Annotated in this window: 5 protein-coding genes; all 5 read left to right on the top strand. The window is 35.6% G+C overall.

The genetic code is table 11. From position 1 onward, the window contains the following. The first annotated feature begins 409 nt into the window (after positions 1–409). Positions 410–1,408 (top strand): follicular epithelium yolk protein subunit, encoded by a 999-nt coding sequence (locus E1171_RS08970; RefSeq protein ID WP_246164257.1) that lies wholly within the window; start codon positions 410–412, stop codon positions 1,406–1,408. Positions 1,409–1,848: 440 nt separating this feature from the next. Next, on the top strand, positions 1,849–2,313 hold the full coding sequence (locus tag E1171_RS08965) for a GNAT family N-acetyltransferase (protein WP_155205670.1): 465 nt from the start codon (positions 1,849–1,851) through the stop codon (positions 2,311–2,313). A 165-nt stretch (positions 2,314–2,478) separates the two neighbouring features. Continuing rightward, entirely contained in the window at positions 2,479–4,497 is a 2,019-nt protein-coding gene (gene ligA / locus E1171_RS08960) for an NAD-dependent DNA ligase LigA (RefSeq protein ID WP_155205669.1), read from the top strand. Between the two features lie 3 nt (positions 4,498–4,500). Next, entirely contained in the window at positions 4,501–5,013 is a 513-nt protein-coding gene (locus E1171_RS08955) for a DUF6913 domain-containing protein (RefSeq protein WP_155205668.1), read from the top strand. Between the two features lie 4 nt (positions 5,014–5,017). After that, positions 5,018–5,804, top strand: a 787-nt coding sequence (dapA, locus tag E1171_RS08950; protein WP_155205667.1) for a 4-hydroxy-tetrahydrodipicolinate synthase, incomplete at its 3' end; no start/stop codon positions are given.

Genomic DNA, 5,804 nt, shown 5'->3' with positions numbered 1-5,804 from the left:
AGGTCTTCATTAAATGGAATAAAATATGATGTCAGCATTAATACCTTCAAGGAAAAAGATCATCCAAATACTTTTTGACTACGTAAACCTACATTTCTTCCTTAAGGAAAACTCCAATGGGAAGAATCATTATTACCAAGAATTTCCTTTTTCAATTCGGCAAGAAAGTAATTATCACAAATACTCAAATGAGTTTCTTTTAATGTCATTCAATTTCCACAACACTAGTTAAGGTACACTATAACTGAATTAAACAAACTACTCTTAACAAGTGAATTAATTGACAGAGAAAGTATCGCCATTCCATACCATTGAGTATGATCCTTTGTTTAGTCCACTTGCTAAAAATGGAAAATAGGATCTAAAAAAATCTCAATTATTCATTTTTTAACTCAAAACCATTTTTACCATGAAAAAAGTATCGCAAACTAAAATTCGTAAAACATTTACAATCACAATTTTCTTTCTTTTAAGCCTTTCGGCTTGTCAAGAAGATGTATTGAATGAAATTTCCGAAGAGCAGGTAAATAATCAAGTGGGCACATTTGCTTCAACCCTAGCTGCTGGCGTAAATGTTAGCATTGATGCTGGTGCAGATTTGTCTAGTTCCAGTGTAACAGCATCGGGTAGTGAACTCCATTTAATTGATAGCAATGAAAGAGATCAATTCGATATTCAAGATGCCAATTTAAAAAATGCTGTTGAAAAATATTTTGGAAAAAAACCCAATGATGTCTTTGTGACAAGCCCTACCCCTTGGGGAGATTTGTACAAAACCTATGGCTGGGAAGAGGTAAAAACCAAATTCACCGTAAAATCTGCCGTAATTCAGGACATCACCTCTGAGCCGGTTATAATAGCTACCAAAACGTTTACCAACAATAGCAGTATTCCAGCAACATTTGATGCAGCAATTTCTGATCAAGTTTCTAATACGGTGGAAAGCAATTGGTCTACCCAAACCCTTTTTAGATTTGAACAAAAATTTAAATATAATATCTCCTTTCTAGGCACTGGAGGAGGAGGGGAAACCAATTTAATTTATCAAGAAACCGATACGGAAGGAGGCAGTGAAAGTTTGACAACAACTGTAGGCTCTTCCTCAGGCGTATCAGTTGAATTACAACCTGGACAATCTGTAATTTCTACTTTGTCGGCAAGTAGAGGAACCATGAAAGTGAGAGTTACTTATACCGTATCATTGGAAGGGTATGTTGCTACAAACTATAACCCGACCTATAAGGATCATCACTTTTGGGCACTTTGGGTTAACAATGTTTTGGGCGGAGCTGGAATGACAAAAACCTATGAGATCACCCAAGATCTTGATATTGGCTATTTTTCTAATTCAGAAATTGTCTTAGAAGACGCTGATAATGGAAAGGTTATGAAGACTATGACCTTCTAATAAATTTCTAAAACGACCTAAAAATATTTTAGGAAAAGGCCTGATTTTAAAAAAAATCAGGCCTTTTATTTAAGAAAATGACAAGAAAAAGATTTTTACCATCTTATGTTTGCTTTTTACACTTCGTATTTTTTATGTATTGAAATTAGTCAGTTGGTTCTGAAAGATTAAGTCATCCGTTTTTAGGAACAAATGGTATTTTAAGGATGCCTCCCATCATTCCCACTCCACCGTTCATGTTTTTAAAGTTGAACATTGAAACAAGACTTTCAATTGCTTAGCTTTGCATCCAGTCATTTGAACACTTTTGAAATCGATGTAAAAAGTTTTGTCCAGAATTAAATTCACTTACTTTACCGGAGTTGGGGTAAACTCATTTTTCGTAGTAAAAAAACCGAAAATTTACCATTAAAACTATTAAACACTTCGACCGGGAAAGAATGAAGATTTACAAAACTAAATTATTAAATCAAAAACAGAAAGAGGAAATCAATCACCTTTGGAATAAGGAGTATCCTAATAATTTAAAGCATGCTGAATTGAGAAAGTTTGAAGAATACCTCTCGAACCTAGGTGAGCAGCATCATATTTTATTGATTGATGAAAATGAATCTGTAAAAGGCTGGTATTTTGATTTCAAAAGAAACAATGAACGGTGGTTTGCTATGATTATTGATTCCAAACTTCATAGAAGAGGGTTTGGAAAAAAACTATTGAATCATGCAAAAGAAACTAACTTTGAATTGAATGGTTGGGTTATTGACCAAAACCACTATCAAAAAGAAAATGGTGAAAGATATACCTCACCAATTAATTTCTATAAAAAAAATAAATTCGAAGTATTGGATGAAGTTCGATTAGAAACGGATAAAATTTCCGCCGTGAAAATAAAGTGGCATAAATAAAAATAAAAACGAATTAAAATAGGGAAGAAATTCAAGCTTTAGAAAACTATAAAAATCATATCTAGTAATTTCTATTGATTATAATAGATAAATTTCTAAACTGGGTCAAAAACAGAATATGGCTGTAAACCCCTAAATCAAGCCATTAAATCGAAACTTGTATTTATGAGTACCGAAGAAGCAATACAAAAAGAACTTGAGGAATTAAGGGAAAAAATCAACTATTATAACGATCTATATTACCAACAGAGCATTTCAGAGATTTCAGATTATGAATTTGACATGCTGCTGGAAAAACTCATTGCTCTAGAAAAGAAATACCCGCAATTTCGTACCCCTGATTCACCCACTCAACGTGTGGGCGGAACCATAACAAAGGTATTTGAAACGGTGGAACACCGCTATCCCATGCTTTCACTAGCCAATAGCTATTCGAAAGAAGATTTGGTTGATTTTGATAAAAGAGTGGCCAAGTTATTGGGATCAGAAACTTATGACTACATCTGCGAATTAAAGTTTGATGGTGTAGCCATCAGTTTAACTTATGAAAACGGCCAACTAAGTCAAGCTGTAACACGCGGAGATGGAATGAGAGGTGACAATATCACTGCTAATGCTCGAACCATTCGGACTATTCCTCTGCGGTTAAAAAAGAACATGGAATTCCCTGCACTCTTTGAAGTCCGAGGAGAAGTATTAATGGCCAAAAAAGAGTTTCAACGTATCAATTTGGAAAGAGAAGATATTGGAGAAACTCCACTGGCAAACCCAAGGAATGCTACATCAGGGACACTAAAGATGCAAGATTCTACTGTTGTTTCCCAACGTAGACTCAATTGCTTCCTTTATGGGATGCTTGGCGAAAATCTGCCCATACAGTCGCACCAGGAAGCTTTAGAAAAACTCAACCAGATTGGATTTAATATCTCTCCTACCTACCGTAAATGCAAAGACATTACCGAGGTACTCGACTACATCAATGAATGGGAAACCAAAAGAGAAACTCTTCCTGTAGAAACCGACGGAATTGTCATAAAGGTTAACAGTTATGGTCAACAAGATCGATTAGGGGCTACGGCTAAAAGCCCACGTTGGGCTATTTCTTACAAATACAAAGCAGAAAGTGCACAAACACTACTCAAAGATGTGATATTTCAGGTCGGAAGGACCGGTTCGGTCACTCCAGTTGCCCTTTTAAAACCCGTACAATTAGCAGGTACTACAGTAAAAAGAGCGTCTTTGCACAATGCTAATGAAATAAAAAGACTAAATATTCGCATCGGAGACCAGGTGTATGTAGAAAAAGGTGGAGAGATCATTCCAAAGGTAACTGGTGTCAATTTGGATTTAAGAAAAGAGGACAGTGTCCCATTTGAATTCATCACCAATTGCCCGGAATGTGGCACCTTGCTCGAAAGAAAACCAGGTGAGGCTAATCATTATTGTCCTAATCAAAATAACTGCCCTCCCCAAATTAAAGGACGAATAGAGCATTTCATCCAACGAAGGGCTATGAACATTGATTCTCTGGGCGAGAAAACCATTGAACAACTTTTCAAAAACCAACTCGTTAAAACACCAGCTGATCTTTATAAACTAAATTTTGATCAGGTATTCCAACTGGAAGGGTTTAAACAGCAATCAACTAATAAGTTACTAAAAGGTATTAGCGACTCTAAAAAAATGCCTTTTGAAAATGTTCTTTTTGCCATTGGAATACGGTACGTCGGACGAACAGTGGCGGAAAAACTAGCTCGACAATTCAAAAACATTGATAACCTGGCAAAAGCGTCTTTTCTTGAATTAACGGCAGTTCCTGAAATTGGAGAGAGAATAGCCTGGAGTGTAAATAACTTTTTTGAGAGTGAAGATAATAAACACTACATAGAAGAACTTAAGAAAGCAGGCTTGAATTTTGAAATAGAAGAAAAAGAAGAAATTCGAAAAAGCAATAAATTAGAGGGTTCAACTTTTCTTGTCTCTGGTGTTTTTCAATCCTATAGCAGGGATGGAATAAAAGAAGCTATCACGGAAAATGGAGGAAAAGTGCTATCTTCTATTTCCTCAAAACTAAATTTTCTGATTGCGGGAGATAAAATGGGCCCTGCAAAAAAAGTAAAAGCTGAAAAGCTGGGGGTGAAAATCATCTCAGAAGAACAATTTACAGAAATGATTAACCGCTAGCTCATGATTGATATCAAACAAACTGCCATCCGATACCGCATTAAATCTGCAAAGAAGAAAAAAGCAGAGCGGGCTTACAAAAAATACGAAGATACCCAGAAAATAGGTATTCTTTTCAGTTCTATAGACCTTGACAAGCATGACAAGATTAAAAATCTGGTAAAAAAGCTTAAAAAGGATGGTAAAACCATAAGTATCCTCTCCTTTGTAGACAAGGGAAGGGAAAATCATGGGTTTGATTTTGATTATTACACCAAAGAGGATTTTTCACTTTTTGGAAAAGTGATCTCAGAAAATGTACAAAAATTTATTGATGAAGAATTTGATCTACTTTACCATATTGACCTAGAAGAAAACCCTTGGGTAACTTCCTTAATGGCTCAAAGCAAAGCAAAGTGCCGTGTAGGCCGTCATTCAGAAACATTTGACTCTTTTTATGAACTAATGCTAGCAATAAAGAAAGAAGAGGTGTCTGAATTAATTGATCAAATGTATTATTATACCAATAACTTATAAGCTGATGCAGCATAAATTTTTTGGAACCGGAGTAGCACTTGTTACCCCGTTTGACGCTGAAGAAAACGTTGATTTTAACGGATTAAAAAAACTTCTTGCCCACACTGCCGAAGGAGTGGACTATTTTGTAGTACAGGGGACCACAGGAGAATCGGTGACCACCACAAAACAAGAAAAAGCAGATATATTAAAGTTTGTAAAAGAAAATAATCCCAAAAACCTACCCATTGTGTATGGAATAGGAGGGAATAATACAGCTGAGGTTTTAAAAACTATAAGTGAAACCGATCTTTCTGGAGTAGATGCTATTTTATCTGTTAGCCCTTATTACAATAAACCTTCACAGGAAGGTATTTTTCAACATTATCAACAAATTGCAGATAAAAGTCCTGTCCCGGTAGTTTTATACAATGTACCAGGAAGAACAGCCTCCAATATCAGTCCTCAGACTACTTTACGACTAGCTCAACATCCCAATATTATTGGCACAAAAGAAGCCTCTGGAAGTATTGATCAGGCATTAGAAATTGCTCGTAAAAAACCAGAAGATTTTTTGCTGATTTCAGGGGACGATATGTTAACCATTCCATTGATGGCTTTGGGAGCTTCTGGCGTAATTTCTGTTATGGCAAATTCCTTTCCAGTAATATTTAAAAAAATGGTGAAAGCAGCCTTGGACAATGACTATAATACCGCCAGAAAGTTTGCCCATCAATTACACGACATTAATCCTTTAATGTATGTGGAAAGCAATCCGGTAGGTGTAAAAGAGGCCTTAAGAGTTTTAAATA

The sequence above is a fragment of the Xanthovirga aplysinae genome (genome assembly GCF_009711365.1).
In the GTDB taxonomy this organism is placed as follows: domain Bacteria; phylum Bacteroidota; class Bacteroidia; order Cytophagales; family Cyclobacteriaceae; genus Xanthovirga; species Xanthovirga aplysinae.
Note: the sequence above shows the minus strand (reverse complement) of the source record. Positions and strands in the feature narration are given on the sequence as shown.

Bases quoted from the DNA above. Each gene is read 5' to 3' on its own strand.
- E1171_RS08970 (WP_246164257.1), top strand. From the start codon at position 410: ATGAAAAAAGTATCGCAAACTAAAATTCGTAAAACATTTACAATCACA.
- E1171_RS08965 (WP_155205670.1), top strand. From the start codon at position 1,849: ATGAAGATTTACAAAACTAAATTATTAAATCAAAAACAGAAAGAGGAA.
- ligA (WP_155205669.1), top strand. From the start codon at position 2,479: ATGAGTACCGAAGAAGCAATACAAAAAGAACTTGAGGAATTAAGGGAA.
- E1171_RS08955 (WP_155205668.1), top strand. From the start codon at position 4,501: ATGATTGATATCAAACAAACTGCCATCCGATACCGCATTAAATCTGCA.